The 19,266-nt window shown below is 48.8% G+C and carries 21 protein-coding genes; 11 read left to right on the top strand and 10 right to left on the bottom strand.

Features of this window, described 5'->3' with window-relative positions; all coding sequences use genetic code 11:
* Positions 1-15: 15 nt before the first annotated feature.
* From hisF to hisG, 7 genes are read right to left on the bottom strand one after another with little or no spacing between them, the layout of a single operon-like run.
* Positions 16-789: an imidazole glycerol phosphate synthase subunit HisF gene (gene hisF, locus EXY25_RS05230; RefSeq protein ID WP_114337856.1), complete on the bottom strand. Its 774-nt coding sequence runs from the start codon at positions 787-789 to the stop codon at positions 16-18.
* Positions 771-1,508 (bottom strand): 1-(5-phosphoribosyl)-5-[(5-phosphoribosylamino)methylideneamino]imidazole-4-carboxamide isomerase, encoded by a 738-nt coding sequence (gene hisA / locus EXY25_RS05225; protein ID WP_130565946.1) that lies wholly within the window; start codon positions 1,506-1,508, stop codon positions 771-773. The genes hisF and hisA overlap by 19 nt, the downstream gene beginning before the upstream one ends.
* 3 nt (positions 1,509-1,511) lie before the next feature.
* A complete protein-coding gene (hisH, locus tag EXY25_RS05220; RefSeq protein ID WP_130565945.1) occupies positions 1,512-2,123 on the bottom strand; it encodes an imidazole glycerol phosphate synthase subunit HisH in 612 nt (203 codons plus the stop codon).
* Positions 2,123-3,193 (bottom strand): bifunctional histidinol-phosphatase/imidazoleglycerol-phosphate dehydratase HisB, encoded by a 1,071-nt coding sequence (hisB, locus tag EXY25_RS05215; RefSeq protein WP_130565944.1) that lies wholly within the window; start codon positions 3,191-3,193, stop codon positions 2,123-2,125. Before hisB ends, hisH begins: the two co-directional genes overlap by 1 nt.
* Complete coding sequence (hisC, locus tag EXY25_RS05210) at positions 3,190-4,257, bottom strand: histidinol-phosphate transaminase (RefSeq protein WP_130565943.1); 1,068 nt, start codon at positions 4,255-4,257, stop codon at positions 3,190-3,192. The genes hisB and hisC overlap by 4 nt, the downstream gene beginning before the upstream one ends.
* Positions 4,254-5,549, bottom strand: coding sequence for a histidinol dehydrogenase (gene hisD, locus EXY25_RS05205; protein ID WP_130565942.1), 1,296 nt, complete (start codon positions 5,547-5,549; stop codon positions 4,254-4,256). Before hisD ends, hisC begins: the two co-directional genes overlap by 4 nt.
* Before the next feature lie 5 nt (positions 5,550-5,554).
* Positions 5,555-6,451, bottom strand: coding sequence for an ATP phosphoribosyltransferase (gene hisG, locus EXY25_RS05200; RefSeq protein ID WP_114337862.1), 897 nt, complete (start codon positions 6,449-6,451; stop codon positions 5,555-5,557).
* A 465-nt stretch (positions 6,452-6,916) separates the two neighbouring features.
* On the opposite strand from hisG, the gene EXY25_RS05195 reads away from it, so the two are divergent.
* The 9 genes from EXY25_RS05195 to rnd all read left to right on the top strand — a co-directional run bounded on the left by EXY25_RS05195 (position 6,917) and on the right by rnd (position 15,923).
* Positions 6,917-7,315, top strand: a complete 399-nt coding sequence (locus EXY25_RS05195) for a hypothetical protein (protein WP_130565941.1) — start codon at positions 6,917-6,919, stop codon at positions 7,313-7,315.
* Positions 7,316-7,476: 161 nt separating this feature from the next.
* Positions 7,477-7,893 carry a hypothetical protein gene (locus tag EXY25_RS05190; protein ID WP_130565940.1) on the top strand — a complete coding sequence of 139 codons (417 nt, stop codon included), beginning with the start codon at positions 7,477-7,479 and terminating at the stop codon, positions 7,891-7,893.
* A 75-nt stretch (positions 7,894-7,968) separates the two neighbouring features.
* The gene (gene yoaA, locus EXY25_RS05185) at positions 7,969-9,921 is read left to right on the top strand and encodes a DNA repair helicase YoaA (RefSeq protein WP_246019501.1); all 1,953 of its coding nucleotides are present in this window, start codon (positions 7,969-7,971) and stop codon (positions 9,919-9,921) included.
* Positions 9,922-9,994: 73 nt separating this feature from the next.
* Positions 9,995-10,693 (top strand): tRNA (adenosine(37)-N6)-threonylcarbamoyltransferase complex dimerization subunit type 1 TsaB, encoded by a 699-nt coding sequence (gene tsaB, locus EXY25_RS05180; protein ID WP_130566061.1) that lies wholly within the window; start codon positions 9,995-9,997, stop codon positions 10,691-10,693.
* A gap of 78 nt (positions 10,694-10,771) precedes the next feature.
* A complete protein-coding gene (locus EXY25_RS05175) occupies positions 10,772-11,080 on the top strand; it encodes a hypothetical protein (protein WP_130565939.1) in 309 nt (102 codons plus the stop codon).
* 46 nt (positions 11,081-11,126) lie between these two features.
* Positions 11,127-11,990, top strand: coding sequence for a class I SAM-dependent methyltransferase (locus tag EXY25_RS05170; RefSeq protein ID WP_130565938.1), 864 nt, complete (start codon positions 11,127-11,129; stop codon positions 11,988-11,990).
* Positions 11,991-12,001: 11 nt separating this feature from the next.
* The gene (locus EXY25_RS05165) at positions 12,002-12,832 is read left to right on the top strand and encodes an alpha/beta fold hydrolase (RefSeq protein WP_165419266.1); all 831 of its coding nucleotides are present in this window, start codon (positions 12,002-12,004) and stop codon (positions 12,830-12,832) included.
* A gap of 188 nt (positions 12,833-13,020) precedes the next feature.
* Positions 13,021-14,694: a long-chain-fatty-acid--CoA ligase FadD gene (fadD, locus tag EXY25_RS05160; protein WP_114337869.1), complete on the top strand. Its 1,674-nt coding sequence runs from the start codon at positions 13,021-13,023 to the stop codon at positions 14,692-14,694.
* Positions 14,695-14,759: 65 nt separating this feature from the next.
* Positions 14,760-15,923 (top strand): ribonuclease D, encoded by a 1,164-nt coding sequence (gene rnd, locus EXY25_RS05155; RefSeq protein WP_130565936.1) that lies wholly within the window; start codon positions 14,760-14,762, stop codon positions 15,921-15,923.
* Positions 15,924-15,989: 66 nt separating this feature from the next.
* On the opposite strand, the gene minE is transcribed toward rnd, so the two are convergent.
* The 3 genes from minE to minC are packed head-to-tail and all read right to left on the bottom strand — an operon-like array spanning position 15,990 to position 17,807.
* Positions 15,990-16,256 (bottom strand): cell division topological specificity factor MinE, encoded by a 267-nt coding sequence (gene minE / locus EXY25_RS05150; protein WP_114337871.1) that lies wholly within the window; start codon positions 16,254-16,256, stop codon positions 15,990-15,992.
* Positions 16,257-16,262: 6 nt separating this feature from the next.
* Positions 16,263-17,072 (bottom strand): septum site-determining protein MinD, encoded by an 810-nt coding sequence (minD, locus tag EXY25_RS05145; RefSeq protein ID WP_130565935.1) that lies wholly within the window; start codon positions 17,070-17,072, stop codon positions 16,263-16,265.
* A gap of 27 nt (positions 17,073-17,099) precedes the next feature.
* Positions 17,100-17,807 (bottom strand): septum site-determining protein MinC, encoded by a 708-nt coding sequence (gene minC / locus EXY25_RS05140; protein WP_130565934.1) that lies wholly within the window; start codon positions 17,805-17,807, stop codon positions 17,100-17,102.
* 161 nt (positions 17,808-17,968) lie between these two features.
* Here minC and EXY25_RS05135 point away from each other — a divergent pair, with 161 nt between their 5' ends.
* Positions 17,969-18,247, top strand: coding sequence for a YcgL domain-containing protein (locus tag EXY25_RS05135; RefSeq protein ID WP_114338075.1), 279 nt, complete (start codon positions 17,969-17,971; stop codon positions 18,245-18,247).
* The gene (locus tag EXY25_RS05130; RefSeq protein ID WP_130565933.1) at positions 18,244-19,242 is read left to right on the top strand and encodes a lytic murein transglycosylase; all 999 of its coding nucleotides are present in this window, start codon (positions 18,244-18,246) and stop codon (positions 19,240-19,242) included. Before EXY25_RS05135 ends, EXY25_RS05130 begins: the two co-directional genes overlap by 4 nt.
* The last annotated feature ends 24 nt before the right edge of the window (positions 19,243-19,266 follow it).

Raw genomic sequence — 19,266 nt, 5'->3', positions numbered from 1 at the left:
TCGTTGCCTGACGACTCAGGGACGGATGACGATACCTTGATCTCGTAAATAGCCTTTTAGATCCTGAATATCAATGACCGCTTTGTGGAACACGCTGGCCGCGAGAGCACCATCAACGTCTGCTTGTTGAAAAACGTCGCTGAAGTGCTCGATAGCGCCGGCACCGCCGGAGGCAATTAACGGCACATCACAGGCCGCACGCACTTTGGCTAACTGAGCGATATCATAGCCCTGGCGTACACCATCTTGGTTCATGCAGTTAAGTACGATTTCACCTGCGCCGCGCTTCTGTACTTCTTGTACCCAATCGACGGTTTGCCAGCTGGTTTTCTGAGTACGGCTTTCGTCGCCTGTGAACTGATAGACCTCGTATTGACCACTCTCTTTGTTGAAGTAGCTATCAATACCAACCACAACGCACTGTTTACCGAAAGCGGCTTCCAGATCGCTGATCAGCGTTGGATCTGCCAGTGCCGGTGAGTTGACTGAGATTTTGTCTGCGCCGTTGAGTAAGATACGGCGTGCATCATCCACACTCTTGATGCCGCCGGCGACGCAAAACGGAATATCGATCACTTCGGCAACGCGTGTCACCCAGCTTTTATCAACGACCCGAGCGTCAGATGATGCGGTGATATCGTAAAATACCAGCTCGTCAGCGCCTGCTTCAGCATAACGCTGTGCTAAGGGCACAATATCACCGATGATTTCGTGGTTACGGAACTGAACGCCTTTGACTACTTTCCCGTCACGAACATCTAGGCAGGGGATTATGCGTCTTGCCAGCATTGGAATGCCTCCTCAGCGGTGAATTTGCCTTCAAGCAGCGCACGGCCAACGATCACGCCGGCAACACCCGTGGGGCCAAGATCTGCAATATCACTCAATCCGCCGATGCCGCCAGAGCTCTGCCAGGCAATATCAGGGTATTTGGCTGTCATCTCTGTGTAGAGCGCGACATTTGAACCTTGCAAAGTGCCGTCACGGCTGATGTCTGTACAAAGTACATGCTTGAGCCCTGCGGCTTGATAGTGCTCAATCAGTTGTTCCAGAGTCATGGCTGAGCTTTCTTGCCAGCCTGAAATGGCGACATGTTTATTGCCCGCGTCATCGATGTTGATATCCAGTGCTAACACGATGTGTTCAGGGCCATACTTGCGCATCCATTCGGCGACTAGCTCTGGCTGTTTAACCGCCAGAGAGCCGATGACGACTCGTTGAGCGCCGATATCCAACAGTTGCTTGACGTCTTCTTCGGAACGGATCCCGCCGCCTACCTGGATCTTGGCGTCCGTTTTTTTAATCAGTTCGGCAATCGTGGTGAGCTGACGGGCACTGGTGTCTTTGGCGCCATCAAGATCAACAAGATGTAACCACTCTGCGCCAGCGGCCTGATAAAGCTGAAACTGTTCTACAGGATTAAAACTGTAAGTGGTCTTTTGTGCGTAGTCGCCTTGATATAAGCGGACAACTTCGCCGTTGATGAGGTCTAACGCTGGGATGATCATCCGTTACATCTCCAAAAAGTTTTTGATCAATTGCGCGCCGGCTTTAGCTGAACGTTCCGGGTGGAACTGCACGCCAAAGAAGTTATTGCGGCTAATCGAAGCTGAAAACGGCTGTCCATATTCGCTGCTCGCGGCGGTGTAGTCACCAACGGGAACGGCAAAGCTATGTACAAAGTAGAAATAGGTGCCGTTCGGAATATCTTTAAAAAGAGGGTGCCCCTCATTTGGCGTTATCGCATTCCAACCCATATGCGGCAGACGTAAGCCGTTACCGCCCTCTAGTGCCGCCACTTCGGTCGGTACTAAATCAAGGCAAGCCACATCCCCTTCCGCTGAGTGAGATGCCATTAATTGCATGCCCAAGCATATTCCAAGGACCGGCTGAGTAAGTTGCTGGACGAGCGCAACTAAGTCCCGTTGCTGGATATTTTTCATCGCTTCCGAAGCGCTTCCAACACCGGGCAGAAACACTTTGTCTGCATTTTTTATGATGTCGTGATCTGCTGAAACTTCGACCGCATAGCCTAAACGCTGCACGGCAAATTTTACTGATGCGATATTGGCGCAGCCCGTATCAATAATAACGACTTTTTGCGCGGTATTAACTGTGGTCATTAAAGCACCCCTTTGCTGCTCGGCAACGCATCACCGCTGACAGTGATCGCCTGCCTGAGGGTGCGACCAAAGGCTTTGAATAACCCTTCGACTTGGTGGTGACAGTTACCGTCTCCCACTTTTAGGTGCAGTGTTGCTAACAAGGTATCGCTGAGCGAACGGAAGAAGTGAGGCACCATCTCGGTCGCTAACTCTCCCACTTGCTCACGGCTGAAGTCGCCTTCAAAAACAAAATAGGGACGACCTGAGAGATCCATGGTGCAGCTGGCTTCCAGTTCATCCATCGGCAGTACAAAACCGAAGCGGCCAATGCCACGCTTATCTCCCAACGCTTGCTTCAGTGCTGCGCCAAGCGCCAACGCACAATCTTCAACGCTGTGGTGGTCGTCAATATGCAGGTCACCATCACAATTGAGCTTCATCTGAAACCCGCCGTGCGTGGCTATCTGTTCCAACATATGGTCAAAGAAGCCAACGCCAGTGCCAAATTCATTGTCACCTTGCTTGTCGAGGTTCACTTCGACGCGGATATTGGTTTCGCGAGTTTTGCGTTCGACACACGCGGTGCGTGACTGGTTCAGTAACTGATCCACAATATGGGTCCAGTTCAATGTCTCTGGATGGTAGCGTAGGCCATCAAGTCCCATGTTCTCTGCCAGCGCCATGTCGGTTTCTCGGTCGCCAATCACGTAACTGTTGGTGAAGTCTACGCGACCTTCTTTCAGATATGGTTTGACCAAGCCCAGCTTAGGTTTGCGGCAGCTGCAGTTGTCTTCATCGAAGTGAGGACAGATAAGTACGTCATCCCACTTTACGCCTTGGCTTTCGAACAGCTCCATCATCTTATTATGGGGCAGGTCGAAATCTGCTTGCGGATAGCTGTCAGTGCCTAAACCATCCTGATTAGTGACCATCACCAGCTTGTAGCCAGCGGCTTGCAGCTTTAATAGTGATGGGATCACCAGTGGTTCGAAAACCAGCTTTTCCAATGTGTCGACCTGGAAATCTGTTGGGGGTTCGACGATAAGGGTACCGTCGCGGTCAATAAACAGGATCTTTTCGGCGCTCATGCTGCCTCCTTCAAAAACACCCGTAACGCGGCAAGGGTACGTTCCATCTCTTGCTGACTGCCGATAGTGACACGGACACAGCCGTCGAGTTTCATCTGTTTGCTTTGATCGCGCAGGATAATTCCCGCATCCATCGCTGCTTTCATGCAGGCGCTCGGATCCTGAGTCTTAATCATCACAAAGTTACCCGCAGACGGCCAAGCATCAGCACCTAACGCCTTAAGGGCGTCAACAAAATGCTGTTTATAGCCATTTAGCTCTGCAACCTGTGAGGCCATCCGCTCTAACCCTGCCGTAGAGAGTGCTTGTGCGGCCACTTGGGCAACGGGCTCTGGCACAGGGTAGGGGGCAATCACTTTACTGATTTGCTGAATGATATCTGCTGAAGCCAAGGTGAAACCACAGCGCAACCCCGCTAAACCAAACGCTTTTGACAGGGTTCTTAAGATAACCAGATGAGGGTAATCGTTGAGCAGGTCCTGCATTGAGGTATCCGCAGCGAACTCGATATACGCTTCGTCGACCACCACCAAGGCTTTGTCTGCGAACAGATCCAGCAGGGTTAGCAAGCGGTCTCTTTCAAGCAAGTGACCGGTTGGGTTATTGGGTGAGCAAAGAAACACCAGTTTGACCCCATCCGCTTGTGCCTTGATGGCATCAACATCAGGCTGGAATACCTCATCGACGACCACTTTGACCACTTCAACCGCATTGGTTTCGGCGCTGATAGCGTACATGCCATAGGTTGGCGGACAGATAAGGACTTTGTCTTTGCCTGGATCGCAAAAGGTACGGATCAGTAATTCTATCCCTTCATCTGCGCCGCGAGTGCAGAGCACTTGGTCAGCGTTTAAGCCAGTATATTCAGCATAGCCATCTATTACTGCCGCGGGCTGGAACTCTGGATAGCGATTAAAGCGACTACAATCCAAATTGAATTCGCTGCTGTAAGGGTTTTCATTGGCATTGAGCCAAACATCGCCATTGCCACCAATGCGGCGAGCGCTTTCGTAAGGTACCAAGTCTTTTAAACTTGGGCGGATAAGCTTTTCACCCAGGCTCATGATAGGCCCTCCAAAAATTCAGTGCGGATGGTCACTGCGCGTTTGTGTGCATCTAACCCTTCAGCATCGGCAATTCGGGTGACACACGGAGCTAACTGACTCAGGCCATCGGCGGTGAGTTCTTGTACAGTAAAGCGCTTCGAGAAGTCGCTGAGGCTTAAGCTGGAGTAGGTGCGTACATAGCCGTACGTGGGTAATACGTGATTAGTACCACTGGCATAGTCACCGACAGACTCAGGGGACCAATCACCCAAGAACACGGAACCCGCGTGTTGAATATCATTGAGCAGCGCTCTCGGTTCACGGGTCTGGATAATCAGATGCTCAGGGCCGTATTGATTACTGATCGCCACCGCTTGGGTAAGATCGTGACAGATGATAATGACAGAGTTAGCGATGGCCTTCGCTGCTGTATCTTCACGACTGAGTTCGGCAAGTTGCTGCTGTACCGCTGCAGAAACTGCCGCGGCCATGGCGTCACACGGCGTGACTAGAACCACTTGGCTATCGGCACCATGCTCGGCTTGCGAGAGCAGATCGGCTGCGACAAAGTCTGGGTTCGCTTCTTCGTCTGCGATCACCAACACTTCTGATGGACCCGCTGGCATGTCGATGGCTGCACCATCGTGGTTCTGACTCACCTGGCGTTTCGCTTCGGTAACATAGCTGTTGCCTGGACCAAAAATCTTATCAACCTTGGCGATGGATTCAGTGCCATAGGCAAGTGCTGCGATCGCTTGTGCACCACCCAAAGAGTAGACCTCGTCTACACCACAAAGCTTTGCTGCATAGAGTATTTCTGGCGCAATCGAAGGGGGTGAGACCAGAACTGTACGAACACAACCCGCGATTTTGGCCGGAATGGCCAACATCATTACCGTAGACACCAATGGTGCCGTGCCGCCGGGGATGTATAAGCCGACAGACTCTATTGGACGGGAGACCATTTCGCAGCGCACACCCGGTTGGGTTTCAACATCAAGGGCGGTTGGACGTTGCGCTTCGTGAAATGCATGAATATTGTCACAGGCCTGTTGGATCGCTTGTTTCAGCGATTCATCGACTTGCTCTGCCGCTGCGTTGATCTCTGCTGCACTGACTTTGATTGAATCCAGCTTTACGCCATCAAAATTTTCAGTCAGCTGTTTCAGCGCTTGGTCACCATGACGACGTACCTTGCTTAATACCTGTTCCACGGCATCGCGGATCTGGTCGCCAGCATTTATCGCTGGGCGCGATAATGCTTCGGTTTGATCTCTTGTTGATAGTTGATCCCAATACACTGTACGCATCAGGCTTACTCCATCATTTTCTCAATTGGGAGCACGAGGATTGAGCTACAACCCAAGGCTTTTAACTGTTCCATAGTTTCCCAGAACAGATTTTCAGTACTGACAACGTGGATAGCAACGTTTTCGTCATCGTGAGCCAGCGGCATCACTGTTGGGTGTTCTGCGGGCAGCAGTTCGGTAATGGTATCCAACTTATCTTTTGGCGCGTGCAGCATGATGTACTTTGTCTCTTTGGCCTGCATGACGCCCTGCATACGGGTCAGGAGCTTATCCAGTAGCGCTTGCTTGTCATCACCAAAATCACCGCCGCGGCGTATTAGGCGAGCCTGTGAACGATAGATGACATCCGTTTCTACCAAGCCATTAGCTTCTAACGTGGCGCCTGTAGAGACTAAATCACAGATCGCATCTGCCAGTCCCGCGCGAGGAGCAACTTCGACCGAGCCGCTTAACAAGCAGACATCAAAATTGATCCCTTTCTCGTCAAAGTAACGACGTAGCAGTTCAGGGTAGGTGGTAGCGATACGCAAGCCCGCGAGTGACTCCGGCCCTTGGTAATCGAACTCTTTGTCGACAGCAAGAGAGAGCCTACAGCCGCCGAAGGCCATTTTTTGCAGTGGTACATAATCACATTTTTCATTGGCGCGCTGTCGCATCAGCAACTCTTCTTCCAACACGTTCTCGCCAACGATGCCAAGATCACAGACGCCATCCATGATCAGTCCCGGAATGTCATCATCACGTACGCGTAACAAATCAATCGGTGCATTTTCAACATGAGCGATTAGGCTTTCCCCTTTCATGTTGATTTTCAGGCCGCAGGCCTTCAGCAGAGCTTTTGATTCGTCGCTTAGGCGACCCTTTTTTTGAATCGCGATGCGTAAGCGCGTGTTGTCAGTCATCTGTTTTTCCTTGTCCAAAATTAAAAAACCCTCGGTGCGATGCATTCCGAGGGTTGTATGTCTGGTGTGACCGCCGGAGGGCATCTATATAGCCTCCAGCGAACAATCTTCCTGAAAGGCTAGTGTTCGTGATGATGGTGATGATGGATCACTGCTTTCAGAAATAAAGTCATGGAAATATCCGTGTCTGTCATGATTGGTTAAAACCGCGCCTAAGCAGGCACTAATTTGATGTGCTCAAGCTAACCAAGGCTGCGTTGGATTTCAAGTGTTTTTTGTGATTAAAAGCAGAATAAAGTGCATAAAGATGCATTTTTAATGATTTTCAATGCGAAATTGATTCGGTGGAACGATTTCCTGCCTCGTAGTTTACAGCGATAGATCAAGAGTAACGCTATAAAAACTTAAGTTTTTCTCAAAATTGACGATAATTTAATCAATAAAGGCGTAGTGGAGGCGCTTGTAATGAGTCAGGATCTATTGATTCCTTTCATTCCCAATATTAACTACACACAACCGATGACTAAGAGTGGGTTGACGGTCAGTCGCGTTAGTAAGCGGCCAATATCTAATAGGGATGAAGAGTCGCGCACTGAATCTGAGCAGATGGAAAATCTTACCTATCTTGATGCTCTAAAAGAGAAGATGCGCGACGCCCACCAGAATAGAACGATTGCATATGAGTTTGGCGATATGGAAGAGGGTGAAGAGGTTGAGCCAGGCAAAAGCATGCTAGCTGAAGCTATCGAAAGGGTGTTAAGTGGTCAAATAGAACAGAGGGTAACGCCTGCTAAAAGTAAAAAAAGTCATTCAACATCCACACCTGAAATATCGCCGCGCAAGCATTTAGATGTTTTTGCCTGAATCTATGTAACCTACTGTAGTTATTGCTAATAATTGTGTAAAGTTTATCCGTAGACAAAGAATTACCAACCAATCTCATACTTTTACTGATTCAGTCTTTACAACTTTTTAACAACCAATAGGGTGTCAGGCATCATAACCTCAGTGATTGGACTTGAGTGATGCGCCTCTTTGTTTTCATTATCCTGATCCTCCCCTTTTTCAGTGTGCAAGCGGGCCTTGAAGAGCTAAAACAGAGTATTTCCATATTTCATGAAGCCCGTGACAATTTTGAATATGTTACAGACCAAGATAACGAAGTTCGTATTTACACCGATATTGAGAGTGGCTTCTCTGGTGATTGTGAAGATTTTGCTTACTCGTTAGCTATGAAAATTGGTGGCACCGTTTGGTTTACCTTCAATGAGAAGAAACAAGCTCATGCGGTGGTACTCTCCGAAAGTGGCTTCGTTTTTGATAATGAGAAAGAGTGGCCAATGCGACAAGACGTGTATCCAAATAAGCTGTTGTTCAAACTTAGATTTAGCCACTTTGATACGGTTCTTTTAGATGGCGAGTTGATTAAGTCTAAGAGCTGATTTGGCGATAAATCCACTTGGGGCGGCGGCCTATCTCACGTAGAATATCTCTATCTCCTCTTTAGAGTTCAGAACTTGCATCCTATTACCCGCTTTTTCCAGTCTGACAGCCCCCTTTCTAAGGCTATTGATGGTTTTTCACCGCGTGAGTCGCAACGTAAAATGGCCGAAGCGATCGGTGAAACCATTGATGCTAAAGGGCAGCTGATTATTGAAGCTGGGACTGGCACAGGTAAAACGTTTGCGTATTTGGTGCCTGCGATTGAATCGGAAAAGAAGGTGATTTTATCGACGGGTACCAAGGCGTTACAGGAGCAGCTGTTCCATCGTGATCTGCCTCTGATCCGTGATGCACTGGCAAAGCCCTTGGACATTGCGCTGCTTAAGGGACGCGCTAACTATTTGTGCAGTTATCGCTTGGAGCAGCACCTTTTTCAGCAGTCAGAAATTCGCGATCCAGTGCTTATTGATGAGTTGGTAAGGGTCAAACGCTGGAGTAACGAGACGGAAAATGGTGATATCGGTGAACTGGCTGACATTGCAGAAGACAGCCGAGCGCTACCTTATGTCACTAGCACCGTAGATAATTGCCTCGGCAAAGACTGTCCAGACTTTCAAAAGTGTTATCTCACTAAAGCGCGAAAAAAAGCCAAGGATGCAGATTTGGTGGTGGTTAATCATCATCTGTTCCTCGCTGATATGGTGCTTAAAGACGTTGGCTTTGGTGAACTGATCCCCGATGCCCAGCTTGTTGTTTTTGATGAAGCGCACCAGCTTCCCGACATCGCGGCCAGTTATTTCGGTGAAACCGTTTCTAGTCGCCAGATTGTTGAACTAGCTAAGGATCTACGGCGTGTCTATCTGACCGAATTAAAAGATATGAAGCAGTTAGGAAAGGCGGCTGACATGATGGAGAAAGCCGCTGCTGACCTCAGGCTGCAATTCGGTGTCGACCCAGAACGAGGCAATTGGCGCGTGAAGAGTCAAGATGCTGGCGTGGAGATGGGGGTTGAGCGGTTAATTGATGCTATCGGTTTTGGTTATGATGTGATGAAACTGGCAGTGGGTCGCAGTAAAGAACTGGATGTGCTGTTTGAACGAGGAGCCAGTTATAAGTCGGCACTGGCTAAGATCTGCAATGTGAATGAGCTGGGTTATAGCTATTGGTATGAAACCACCAAGCGTCATGTCTCCCTGCATATTACGCCGCTGAATGTGGCAGAGCGTTTCAGCCAACACATGGGTGCACTAAAAGCCAGTTGGGTATTTACTTCGGCAACGCTGCAGGTCGGAGATAGTTTTGAACATTTCAGCGAACAGTTAGGGCTTAAAGATGCCAGAACCTTGTTTTTGCCTAGTCCGTTTGATTATCCAACCCAATCCCTCCTTTATGTGCCGCGTAAGCTTGCTGAGCCTGGCCCTAAGCTACAGGCGAAGGATCTTTTGCTAGCAGCTTTACCGCAAATTCAAGCCAGTGGAGGCCGCTGTTTTTTTCTGTTCACCAGTTATCGCATGATGAACCAAATTGCTGATCTATTACCTGAACTGGTTGATTTTCCGGTGTTGGTGCAGGGGACAGCGCCTAAGCGTTTGTTGCTGGAAGAATTTGTCGCTGCTGGAAATGCCGTGTTGTTGGCAACAGCAAGTTTTTGGGAAGGGGTTGATGTCCGTGGCGACGCATTAAGCTGCGTCATTATTGATAAATTGCCGTTTGCCGCCCCTGATGAGCCTTTGCTGCAAGCACGTATAGAAGACTGCCGCCTCAGAGGTGGAGATCCTTTTATGGAGGTTCAACTTCCCCAGGCCGTGTTAACCTTGAAACAGGGCGCAGGTAGATTAATCCGTGATATTCATGACAAAGGGGTGCTGATGATCTGTGATGGTCGTTTGGTATCTCGACGTTACGGTCAGGTTTTCCTGGCGAGTTTACCACCGATGCCTCGCACTAGGTGCGAGGAAAAAGCAAGCCAGTTTTTGCGTCAATTAGGCACCGAGGAAGGCGAGACTGAGAGTGAGTTGCAGGCATAGCTGTCACTCAACACCTCTTGTTATGTGCATTAGTTAATACAAGTTTTAATTGTTTGGAAAAGTATTCGTGAGTATGACAAGCCGTAAGATCCTAGCTTTAGATGCATGCACAGAAGTTTGCTCGGCAGCCATTTTGGATGGCGACCAGGTTATTGAACGTGAGTGCTTTGCGCCCCGTGAACATAGTCAACGTTTGTTGCCCATGGTGGATGAGCTATTAGCCGAAGCTGGTTACGGTATCCGTGACATGGATGCCATTGCATTTGGCCGTGGTCCAGGCAGCTTTACTGGCGTGCGTATCTGCGTTGGGTTTGCCCAAGGTTTAGCTTTGGGGGCTGACTTGCCAATGATTGGCGTTTCCACGTTAGAAGCGATGGCGTTACAGGCCAATCAGCAGCACCAAGTGAGCAAGGTGATTGCGGCGATTGATGCCCGTATGTCGGAAATCTATGTGGCAGCTTATGAGGTTGAGCAGGGGAACTGTCGGCCGGTATGGTCCGAAAAAGTGATTAAACCAGAGGTGTTGCTTCAGCGAGACCCGCTGCATGGCCATTGGTGTGGTGTCGGTTCTGGGTGGCAAACTTATGGCTCATCTCTGGTTGAATTAGCTGAACAGGTCGATATCAGTGAGCGGGTGTTGTTTCCAAACGCAGCCAGCATGGCGCGCTTGGCGCTGCCAAGGTTAGTTAACGGTGAGCTGCAGGATTGTGCGGAGGTTGAACCTATCTACCTTCGCAATGAAGTGACCTGGCAGAAACTGCCAGGGCGCTAGCAACTTCACGAGAGAAGCTTGAAACGTGCCCGAAAAGCTGTTTTATTTAGTCTGTGACCGTTAATTCAGTTGTGGAACGTGCAGATATCATCAATTAATCCATTTTTCGCTTATTCGGGACCAGCGGTACCGAAGACGGCGAGTGGAAATGAAACCAAGGCATCGGTGTCGTCTGCCGCTGCCGACGTAGCCCCTGTGGGCAGCACGCAAGGTGCTTCTGTCGCCGATCAACAACAGCTCGCGCTAAGCTTACTGCAGGCGCAGGCGACCAGTTATGACCAACCCAGTTCAAAAAATCTACGAGCAGTAGATGTGTACCAAGATATTGATTCAACGCCTCAACGAGAGCAGTTGAGCAGTATGCTTGGTATCGACCTATACGCCTAATCAGGCAATAAAAAATAATAAATACAATACTCCGAGGGAAAGCTTCATGATCACCAGATTCAATCGAGTTACAGTTGCGGCGTTGTTAACTTCAGTTAGTCTTGGCTTTTCGGCCAATGTTCTGGCTGATGAAACCACCCCCGCGTCTGGCTATGAAAAGCTGCAAGAGATTGCCGATGACAGTCGTCGCAGTGAGAAAAATCGAGCTAGAAATCAATATCGTCACCCAGTAGAAACGCTCGCTTTTTTCGGTTTAAAGCCTGATATGACAGTCGTCGAACTATGGCCTGGCGGCGGGTGGTATACAGAAATACTGGCGCCGTACTTGAAAGACAAAGGTCAGTTAATTGCAGCAAGTTTTCAGATTGATGGTATTGATGAAGATAACCGTCGCCAAGCCTATCGCGCCAAAGTTGGAAAGGCATATAGAGAAAAGCTGGACACCAATGCTGAGTGGTGGGGAGGCGTGAAAGAAACGACTTTGGCACCACCGGCAACGCTAAGCATTGCGCCTGCGAACTCTGCAGACATGGTATTGACCTTCCGTAATCTCCACAATTGGGAGATGAATGGTGAGTTAGAGATGGTATTCAAAGCTGCATTTGATGCGCTAAAGTCGGGTGGTGTGTTTGGTGTGGTGGAGCATCGTTCTGCACCAGCGGAAGATGATAAAGCGCGAGCAAAGTCTGGTTATGTCAGTCAGGAGCGAACCATTGCGGCGGCGCAGAAAGCCGGCTTTGTATTGGTTGAACAATCGGAAGTGAATGCTAATCCTGCAGATATCAAAGATTATCCAAAGGGAGTGTGGACGTTGCCACCATCACTGGCTATGGGTGACGAAGACCGCGCCAAGTATGAGGCGATCGGTGAAAGTGATCGTATGACGCTGAAATTCGTCAAACAGCCATAAGGTGTCATTGTTTGATTTATGAACATCAACTGAATGTAGAGGGTCGCCTTATCGCGGCCCTTTCTACATCTGCGTCGGTGCCGGATAATCCACTGCTTTGTCTACACGGTTGGTTAGACAACGCAGCGAGCTTTATTCCAATGATGCAGGCGGCTCCTTCATTGCCTTGGTTAGCAATAGATTGGCCCGGACATGGTGGTTCCGCACACCGTGAAGGACATTACCATTTAGTTGATTACGTCGATGATCTGTATGGGGTGCAGCGCCTGTTTGACAGCAAACTTTCGATAGTTGGCCATAGCTTAGGTGGATTGGTGGCCTCTATTTATGCTGGCAGTTTTCCCGAAAAAGTGAGGCGCTTGGTGTCTATTGAAGCGGTTGGTCCTATGGCATGGCCTGCCGAGAGTGCCCCACAGATCTTGCGTAAAGCGATGATTAGTCGGCGTAAACAAGCGGTAACGAAGCGTTGTTACCATTCGCTTGTTGATGCTGTAGCGGCGCGGATGGCGGCGCAAGCCTGTTTGCCTAGAGAAGCCGCAGAGTTGTTGGTTGAGCGAAATTTGATAAGGGACGGCGGGCGTTGGTATTGGCGCTCAGATCCCAAGCTTAGAACGTTATCACCATTGCGTATAACCTCCGAACAGGCGGAAGCTTGGGTGAGAGCTATCCGCTGCCCAACATTGATCATTGAGGGGCAAAGTGGCTTTCAAGAGGTAAAATTGGCCATCCATGAGCGTTTAGGTTGGTTTGCCGATGCCCGGCATAAGCAACTTGTTGGAGGGCATCACCTACATATGGAAAGGGGAGGTGATACGGTAGAGCTAATCCGTGATTTTGTTTAAGCAGATGCCTTAAATTTGTACTAAAATGTGCCCTGGAGCAAATACTTTAAACGCGCGTTTTATATTCTGACTCGTTCGATGCATACTTGCTCGGATAAGGTGTTAGCCAGCGACCCTGCCTGTTTGTGCTAACACAGCTAAAATCATAATTAATGGTGTCTTAAACACCTGTAGAGAAGGAGAAGCCTGTGGAGAAGGTTTGGCTGAAACGTTACCCGAAAGGGGTTTCTGAATTTATCGATCCTGACCACTACTCATCCCTACTTGATATTTTTGAAGAGGCGTTTGGCTCGTTTGCTGATCAGCCTGCTTTTATCAATATGGGTGAAACGATGACTTATCGTCATCTCGAGGAACAATCGCGGGCTTTTGCCGCCTACCTGCAGCAAGACTTGGGGCTGAAGAAAGGTGACCGTGTTGCGGTTATGATGCCCAACCTGTTGCAATACCCAATTGCTTTGTGTGGCATTCTTCGCGCTGGTTTAGTTGTCGTTAACGTTAATCCTCTCTACACGCCGCGTGAGCTTAAACATCAGCTGACCGATTCCGGTACCAAGGTCATCATTATTCTGTCTAACTTTGCGCATACATTAGAGCAGATTGTGGCTGAAACGCCGGTAGAGCATGTGATCCTTACCAAACTTGGTGATCAGCTCAGTGCGCCTAAACGTACTTTAGTTAACTTTGTTGTGCGCTACGTAAAACGTATGGTGCCGAAATACAATTTGCCCGGTGCTTTGTCTTTGCGTCATGCGCTCGCGCGTGGCAAGTACATGCAGTACATCAAGCCTGAGCTGACTGGGGATGACCTGGCCTTTTTGCAATATACCGGTGGTACCACCGGGGTAGCAAAGGGCGCCATGCTGACTCACCGCAATATGGTAGCGAATTTAGAACAAGTGTCTGAGGTGATAGGTCCCTTGCTGGAGAAAGGCAAAGAGTTTGTCGTGACGGCGTTGCCGCTTTACCACATCTTTGCGCTGACAGCGAACATGCTGACCTTTATGAAGCTGGGCGCGAAAAACCTGTTGATTACTAATCCCCGTGATATGCCTAACTTTGTTAAAGAGCTGGGAAAATATCCATTTACAGTGATCACCGGGGTAAATACTTTATTTAACGGCCTGCTTAATACCGAAGGTTTTTCCGACTTAGACTTCTCAAAAATGCGCCTCTCTTTGGGCGGTGGTATGGCAGTGCAACGTGCAGTCGCAGATAAATGGCAGCAAGAGACAGGTAAGCCACTGCTTGAAGGATATGGGCTGACCGAGTGCGCGCCTTTAGTTACGGTCTCGCCGTATGATTGCACCGGGTTTAGTGGCACGATTGGTTTGCCCGCACCTTCAACAGAAGTGCGAGTTGTTGATGACGAGGGTAAAGAGCAACCGATTGGTGCACCTGGAGAGCTACAGGTTAAAGGCCCGCAGGTGATGAAAGGCTACTGGCAGCGGCCTGAGGCTACCGCTGAAGTGATGCACGATGGCTGGTTTTGTACTGGGGATATTGCAACGGCTGATGATGAAGGTTTTTTCCGGATTGTTGATCGGAAGAAAGATATGATTCTGGTGAGTGGCTTTAACGTATTTCCAAATGAAATTGAAGATGTGGTGGCGCTGCATACGGATGTATTGGAGTGCGCCGCTATTGGTATTCCCCACGAGGTGAGTGGGGAGATAGTAAAACTGTTTATTGTGCGAAAAAATGAAGCATTGCGGCAGGAAGAGATACTTAAGCATTGCCGGAAGAATTTGACCGCCTACAAGATCCCAAAAATCATCGAATTTCGGGATGAACTGCCAAAGAGTAATGTGGGTAAGATTTTACGCAGAGAATTGCGTGACGAAGAGGTTAAATCCGCTTAATCGCTTTATCCCAAGGCGTTGCCCCGTTAACATTGGGGCATCGCCTATCTAATTAAGACCTTCCTTTGAATAACAATTTTGCTGCGACGGAATATGTCGAAACCGATGCCAGGCTGATAGAGCTCTGTCGTAACTGGCAGAGATGCGACATGCTGGCGATTGATACCGAATTTGTTCGGGAGCGTACCCTATATCCGCGACTGGGGCTGATCCAAGTGTGTGATGGTGTGGGGGTGTACTTGATCGATCCTTTGCCGATTCGTGACCTCTCACCGTTTGCTGCGTTGCTTGCAGACCAGAGCATCGTTAAAGTTCTGCATGCCTGTGGTGAAGATCTTGAAGTCTTTCGGTGCCACCTTGATGTCGTTCCTGCACCACTGTTTGATACTCAGATCGCGGCAACATTTACAGGCCTAGCCATTAACCCTGGCTACGGTAAGCTAGTTGAACTGCTGCTGGGCAAAGTGCTGGCCAAAGAGCACGCGCGGACTAACTGGCTGCAGCGTCCATTGACCGATGCCCAGCAGGAATACGCTGCCCTGGATGTTGATTACCTCTACAAAATATACCCTTTGTTAGTTGATAAACTGTCGGAGCAGGGGTGGCAAGAAGCGTGCGCAGAAGAGTGTGCTCGATTTGTCAGTGAGCGGTTAAAGGTGACTCCAGCAGCACTGCAATATCGTGATATCAAGAATAGCTGGCTATTGAATTCGGAAGAGCTGGCGATCCTGCAAGAGTTGGCTAATTGGCGAAACAGTGAAGCTGCGCGCAGGGATCTGCCACTTGGTTTCGTTTGTAAAGACGAAATGTTGATCTTGTTGGCTCAGCGTCAACCGCAATCGATGCATGACTTACGACAGCTAAGTGGTTTACCGCCGGCATTGGTGAAGCGGTATGCTGCAAAATTGCTTGAATTAGTTGAGCACGGTAAGTCTTGGCCCCAAACAAGCCGACCGGCGAAGCTTAAACGTCTCGTGGATTACGCTGGTTATAAGCCGGCGTTGAAGCAATTGAAAGATGTGGCGTTAGCTGCTGCAGAAAAGAGCCAGCTGCCGGTCGAATTAGTCGCGTCAAAGCGCCTTCTAAATGATTTTCTTAGCTATATATGGAAATGGGATGCTGAAGAGCGTGCGGCAAGAGGTGAGCCAGCAATCACTATCGGTTGGCGTCAGCCTCTATTTGCAGCCGTGTGTCAGGCGCTAATTGACAAAGTCTCAAACAGCGAATGATTTGTTATCAGTAAAAATAAAAAAACCACCACGATATCGTGGTGGTTTTTTATTACTCACATTTGTTTATGACTGACGCTTATCGTCAGGCAGCATCACATTGAGTTCCAATACCGATAGATCTGAGCCTTTTTGATCTAAGGAAACACTCACCTGATCGGGAGTGATTTCAACGTAACGTTTTATCACTTCAAGAATATCCCGCTCTAACTGAGGTAGGTAAGAGGGGCTATTTCGACGGCTGCGCTCATGGGCAACAATGATCTGTAGGCGCTCTTTAGCTAAAGAGGCCGTGTTCTTCTTGGTAGAACGAAAGTAGTCCAACAAAGACATGTCCGGTTATCCTCCGAATATACGTTTGAAAATTCCCTTTTTCTGCTCAGTAAGGAAGCGGTAGTCCACTTCATTGCCAAGCAATCTATCGACGGCGTCTTGATATGCCAGTCCTGCGTCACTCTCTTCATCGAGGATCACAGGCGCGCCTGAGTTTGATGCTTTTAGGACGGCTTGTGACTCAGGGATAACGCCTAACAGTGGCACTGCCAGAATGTCCTGAACGTCTTCTACGCTGAGCATATCGCCGCGCTCAACACGGGCGGGCGAGTAACGAGTTAGCAGCAAGTGCTCTTTAACCGGCTCATCACCAGACTCAGCACGGCGAGATTTGCTTGCTAAAATCCCCAGGATTCGGTCTGAATCGCGTACAGATGAGACTTCAGGATTGGTAACGACAACTGCTTCATCGGCGAAGTAGAGTGCCATTTGTGCGCCCATCTCAATACCTGCAGGGGAGTCACAGATGATGTAATCAAAGGTCTCTGCTAGTTCTTCAAGTACTTTACCAACACCTTCTTTGGTGAGGGCGTCTTTATCCCGAGTCTGGGATGCAGGCAGGATATAGAGGTTATCTACGCGTTTGTCTTTTATCAGTGACTGATTCAGATTCGATTCGTTATTGATCACATTAACGAAGTCATAGACGACGCGGCGTTCACAACCCATGATCAGATCTAAGTTTCGTAAACCTACATCGAAGTCGATAACGACAGTCTTATTGCCTTTTAGCGCCAAACCGGTTGCGATGGCCGCGCTGGTGGTGGTTTTACCCACACCACCTTTACCCGAAGTGACAACGATTATCCGTGCCATAATTTATGTTCCTGTCTGAATTCGTTATTAATTCAATGTGTCGATAGTCAATTTTTCATCTTGCAGATAGATAGCCGTGGCTTGCTGCCAGTGGCTTTCCTGCAAAGCATCGCTAAGCCAGTAATGCCCACAGATCGAAACCAGTTCGGCCTGCAAGTTCTGGCAAAATATTCTTGCATCGAGATCGCCTTTCGCACCTGCGATGGCACGCCCTCGTAGGGTGCCATAGACATGAATGTTGCCGTCGGCAATGACTTCCGCGCCGTTACTCACTTGTCCCATGACGATTAAATCGCAGTCTTTGGCATAAATCTGTTGCCCAGACCGCACCGGCTGTCTTACCACCATGGTCTCTTGGCGACCAGGCTCTGCTACCTTTTCAGTGGTTGGTGCTGCAGCTGCCGGTTTGGTTTCCTGCTTTGTTTGGCTTTTGGGGCGGGTTAATGAAGCGAACCCTGCCGCTTTGGCCGCCAGCTTTTGGCTGTCATCGGCGTTGGTGACACCCACTGGCACCAGTCGAAGTTGCTCTAGGCATGATTTTAATGCCTCGAAGTCAATGCTCTGTTCAGCAAGCATTTCAAGATCAACAACGATAGGGGCTCGATCGAAAAAGTGAGGGACTTGAGCAATTTTTTGTTCAAGTTGCGCCGCGATGGCATCGATTTCGGTACTGCTAAGTTTCAGAACTGAAAGGGTAAATGCACTGCCTTTCAATTCGAGCGCGGTTTGCGACATAAGAAGACGATACCTGTCTTAGTAATATTTTGCTCGGTCTTAAATGACCCTGTACGGTCTGACGCCGCTAATCTACTGGGTTTTGTGTCCCAAGTTGGTGTGGTCATGGTATAGTCTGCGCCCCTTTTATGGCAAGTAAGATTCAGCGAGATTTTTCAACTATGTGGTGTGCGATCTACAAGAGCAGCAAAAAAACAGGCAGTTACCTCTATATTGAACGTAAAGATGATTTCGAAAGAGTACCTGAAGCGCTCTTGGCACAGTTTTTAGCCCCTGAATTGGTGATGGTAATTAATTTAGATAAACGTGAACATTTGGGGTTTGCTGATATCAAACGTGTGAAAGCTGAATTGGTAGAGAATGGTTTTTACCTTCAATTACCACCTCCTGTGGATAATTTGTTGAAAGCGCACCGACTGGCTAAGGGCATAGAAGAATGATGAGTGTTTCTCGCAGCATTTCGCTGCTATTTTTAGTTGTGATCTCATTGACCACGTTAAATGTGGCAGCTAATCAGGCCGCTCCTGAGGGGTTTGACGGTTTTATCGAACAGATGAAACAGCAGGCTGCCGATGAAGGGATCAAACCTGAGATCATCGCAGCGGCATTCGCCGATGTGACTTTTATGCGCCGAGCGGTCAAGCAAGATAAAGCACAGCCAGAATTTAAGAAGTCGACGCTCGATACTTATATGGCTAAGCGGGTGCCTGATTGGAAAGTAAAAAAGGCCCGTGAACTCTATAAAAAGCATCGCCGTGTGTTAGACAAAATTGGTTCTGAGTACGGCGTCCAACCCCGCTTTATTGTTGCTTTATGGGGGTCAGAATCAAATTTTGGTAGTTATCAGGGAAATTTCCCCGTTGTTTCAGCGCTCAGCACCATGGCGTTTGAGGGGCGTAGGGCAGAGTTCTTTCGAAAAGAGTTAATGAATGCGCTGTTCATCCTCGATCAGGGGCATATCAGCATTGATAAGTTCAAAGGCTCATGGGCCGGAGCCATGGGGCAAACCCAGTTCATGCCGAGCTCTTTCCTTAGTTTCGCTGTGGATTACAATGGCGATGGCAAGAAAGATATTTGGGGCAGTGAGGAAGATGCATTTGCTTCTATCGCAAATTATTTGAGCCAAAGTGGTTGGGATGATTCGTTAACTTGGGGGCGTCAGGTCAAGGTGCCACAAACGATAGATACCGCAGTGGCGGGTATCAAAACCAAATATACGTTAGCGGAGTGGCAAGCTAAAGGTGTGAGACGCTATGACGGCAGCGACTTGCCGGTTAATCCGATTCAGGCGTCTTTGATCATTCCTGATGATACTGATGGTCGTGTATTTTTAGCGTATTCCAATTTTGATGTACTGATGCGCTGGAATCGCTCCTATTACTTTGCTTGTACCGTTGGCTATTTGTCTGATCGTATTCGTTATCCATCACTCTAAATAAGCCATCATTAGATACACTTA

Origin of the sequence: Corallincola spongiicola, assembly GCF_004284785.1 — a bacterium.
Lineage (GTDB): Bacteria > Pseudomonadota > Gammaproteobacteria > Enterobacterales > Neiellaceae > Corallincola > Corallincola holothuriorum.
Note: the sequence above shows the minus strand (reverse complement) of the source record. Positions and strands in the feature narration are given on the sequence as shown.

What these genes read in the sequence shown, in the direction of transcription:
- minE (WP_114337871.1), bottom strand. Translation starts at nt 16,256, where the DNA reads ATGTCTTTGTTGGACTACTTTCGTTCTACCAAGAAGAACACGGCCTCT.
- hisC (WP_130565943.1), bottom strand. Translation starts at nt 4,257, where the DNA reads ATGAGCCTGGGTGAAAAGCTTATCCGCCCAAGTTTAAAAGACTTGGTA.
- hisG (WP_114337862.1), bottom strand. Translation starts at nt 6,451, where the DNA reads ATGACTGACAACACGCGCTTACGCATCGCGATTCAAAAAAAGGGTCGC.
- EXY25_RS05130 (WP_130565933.1), top strand. Translation starts at nt 18,244, where the DNA reads ATGATGAGTGTTTCTCGCAGCATTTCGCTGCTATTTTTAGTTGTGATC.
- hisA (WP_130565946.1), bottom strand. Translation starts at nt 1,508, where the DNA reads ATGATCATCCCAGCGTTAGACCTCATCAACGGCGAAGTTGTCCGCTTA.
- minD (WP_130565935.1), bottom strand. Translation starts at nt 17,072, where the DNA reads ATGGCACGGATAATCGTTGTCACTTCGGGTAAAGGTGGTGTGGGTAAA.
- hisD (WP_130565942.1), bottom strand. Translation starts at nt 5,549, where the DNA reads ATGCGTACAGTGTATTGGGATCAACTATCAACAAGAGATCAAACCGAA.
- hisF (WP_114337856.1), bottom strand. Translation starts at nt 789, where the DNA reads ATGCTGGCAAGACGCATAATCCCCTGCCTAGATGTTCGTGACGGGAAA.
- hisH (WP_130565945.1), bottom strand. Translation starts at nt 2,123, where the DNA reads ATGACCACAGTTAATACCGCGCAAAAAGTCGTTATTATTGATACGGGC.
- EXY25_RS05170 (WP_130565938.1), top strand. Translation starts at nt 11,127, where the DNA reads ATGATCACCAGATTCAATCGAGTTACAGTTGCGGCGTTGTTAACTTCA.
- hisB (WP_130565944.1), bottom strand. Translation starts at nt 3,193, where the DNA reads ATGAGCGCCGAAAAGATCCTGTTTATTGACCGCGACGGTACCCTTATC.
- tsaB (WP_130566061.1), top strand. Translation starts at nt 9,995, where the DNA reads ATGACAAGCCGTAAGATCCTAGCTTTAGATGCATGCACAGAAGTTTGC.
- EXY25_RS05195 (WP_130565941.1), top strand. Translation starts at nt 6,917, where the DNA reads ATGAGTCAGGATCTATTGATTCCTTTCATTCCCAATATTAACTACACA.
- EXY25_RS05190 (WP_130565940.1), top strand. Translation starts at nt 7,477, where the DNA reads ATGCGCCTCTTTGTTTTCATTATCCTGATCCTCCCCTTTTTCAGTGTG.
- minC (WP_130565934.1), bottom strand. Translation starts at nt 17,807, where the DNA reads ATGTCGCAAACCGCGCTCGAATTGAAAGGCAGTGCATTTACCCTTTCA.
- EXY25_RS05135 (WP_114338075.1), top strand. Translation starts at nt 17,969, where the DNA reads ATGTGGTGTGCGATCTACAAGAGCAGCAAAAAAACAGGCAGTTACCTC.